Origin of the sequence: Enterobacter cloacae complex sp. IR53030 (genome assembly GCF_049238365.1) — a bacterium.
GTDB lineage: Bacteria > Pseudomonadota > Gammaproteobacteria > Enterobacterales > Enterobacteriaceae > Enterobacter > Enterobacter kobei.
The window spans coordinates 1-1,894 of record NZ_JBMKHA010000062.1 but is presented as its reverse complement, the minus strand read 5'-3'; the positions used below and the strand labels follow the sequence as shown (position 1 = coordinate 1,894).

Here is a 1,894-nt window from a genome sequence, read left to right as displayed (position 1 = left end):
CCGTGGGTCGATGTTTGATGTTATGGAGCAGCAACGATGTTACGCAGCAGGGCAGTCGCCCTAAAACAAAGTTAGAAAAGGGAAAGTATGAGCAAGTTATCTGTATTCTTTATATTTTTGTTTTGTAGCATTGCTACCGCAGCAGAGCCTTTGCCAGATTTAAAAATTGAAAAACTTGATGAAGGCGTTTATGTTCATACTTCGTTTGAAGAAGTTAACGGGTGGGGCGTTGTTCCTAAACATGGTTTGGTTGTTCTTGTAGATGCTGAAGCTTATCTAATTGACACTCCATTTACGGCTAAAGATACTGAAAAGTTAGTCACTTGGTTTGTGGAACGTGGCTATAAAATAAAAGGCAGTATTTCCTCTCATTTTCATAGTGACAGCACGGGCGGAATAGAGTGGCTTAATTCTCAATCCATCCCCACGTATGCGTCTGAATTAACTAATGAGCTGCTTAAAAAAGACGGTAAGGTTCAAGCTAAAAATTCATTTGGCGGGGTTAACTATTGGCTAGTTAAAAATAAAATTGAAGTTTTTTATCCAGGCCCAGGACACACTCCAGATAACCTAGTAGTTTGGCTGCCTGAAAGGAAAATATTATTCGGTGGTTGTTTTATTAAACCGTACGGTCTAGGTAATTTGGGTGACGCAAATTTAGAAGCTTGGCCAAAGTCCGCTAAATTATTAATATCCAAATATGGTAAGGCAAAACTGGTTGTTCCAAGTCACAGTGAAGCTGGAGACGCATCACTCTTGAAACTTACATTAGAGCAGGCGGTTAAAGGGTTAAACGAAAGTAAAAAACCATCAAAACTAAGCAACTAAATTTCTAACAAGTCGTTGCAGCATCGTGCGCTGCGCGCACTGGACAGTTTTTAAGTCGCGGTTTTATGGTTTTGCTTCGCAAAAATATTCCATAAAACCACAACTTAAAAACTGCCGCTGAACTCGGCGTTAGATGCTTTGCTGTGCGCACAAATTTCGGCCAGCAACAAGACTGTTTTTTTTCTTAAATCGAACCTAAAATTTATTCGCGGAACTCCATGGATAAATATTTTGAAAAATTGGTTATTTCTGGCTACGTCCATTATTTTTGAGGTCATTGCAACCTCTGCGCTCAAGTCTAGTGAGGGCTTTACTAGGTTAGTACCGTCTTTTATCGTCGTAGCGGGATACGCTGCTGCTTTTTATTTCCTGTCGCTGACACTCAAATCGATTCCTGTTGGAATCGCCTACGCAGTTTGGTCGGGCCTCGGGATCGTCTTGGTCACTGCGATTGCATGGGTTTTGCATGGTCAAAAACTAGATATGTGGGGATTTGTTGGTGTCGGCTTCATTATCAGCGGCGTTGCTGTGCTCAACTTGCTATCTAAGGCAAGTGTTCACTAAAACGGTCGCATCTAACCATTCCGTCGAGAGGGACCGCCCACAAGCTGCGCTTGCGGGTTCCCTTCGCGGCTTCGCCGCTACGGCGGCCCCTCACGTCAAACGTTAGGCATCACAAAGTACAGCATCGTGACCAACAGCAACGATTCCGTCACACTGCGCCTCATGACTGAGCATGACCTTGCGATGCTCTATGAGTGGCTAAATCGATCTCATATCGTCGAGTGGTGGGGCGGAGAAGAAGCACGCCCGACACTTGCTGACGTACAGGAACAGTACTTGCCAAGCGTTTTAGCGCAAGAGTCCGTCACTCCATACATTGCAATGCTGAATGGAGAGCCGATTGGGTATGCCCAGTCGTACGTTGCTCTTGGAAGCGGGGACGGATGGTGGGAAGAAGAAACCGATCCAGGAGTACGCGGAATAGACCAGTCACTGGCGAATGCATCACAACTGGGCAAAGGCTTGGGAACCAAGCTGGTTCGAGCTCTGGTTGAGTTGCTGT

Annotated in this window: 3 protein-coding genes; all 3 read left to right on the top strand. The window is 45.0% G+C overall.

Features of this window, described 5'->3' with window-relative positions; genetic code table 11:
- Positions 1-87 precede the first annotated feature (87 nt).
- Positions 88-828, top strand: a complete 741-nt coding sequence (locus tag ACOTXR_RS25020) for a subclass B1 metallo-beta-lactamase IMP-4 (RefSeq protein ID WP_015060105.1) — start codon at positions 88-90, stop codon at positions 826-828.
- A gap of 231 nt (positions 829-1,059) precedes the next feature.
- Positions 1,060-1,392: a quaternary ammonium compound efflux SMR transporter QacG2 gene (gene qacG2, locus ACOTXR_RS25015; protein ID WP_015063357.1), complete on the top strand. Its 333-nt coding sequence runs from the start codon at positions 1,060-1,062 to the stop codon at positions 1,390-1,392.
- A gap of 126 nt (positions 1,393-1,518) precedes the next feature.
- A partial coding sequence (locus tag ACOTXR_RS25010; protein ID WP_421767133.1) for a GNAT family N-acetyltransferase occupies positions 1,519-1,894 on the top strand: 376 nt, incomplete at its 3' end.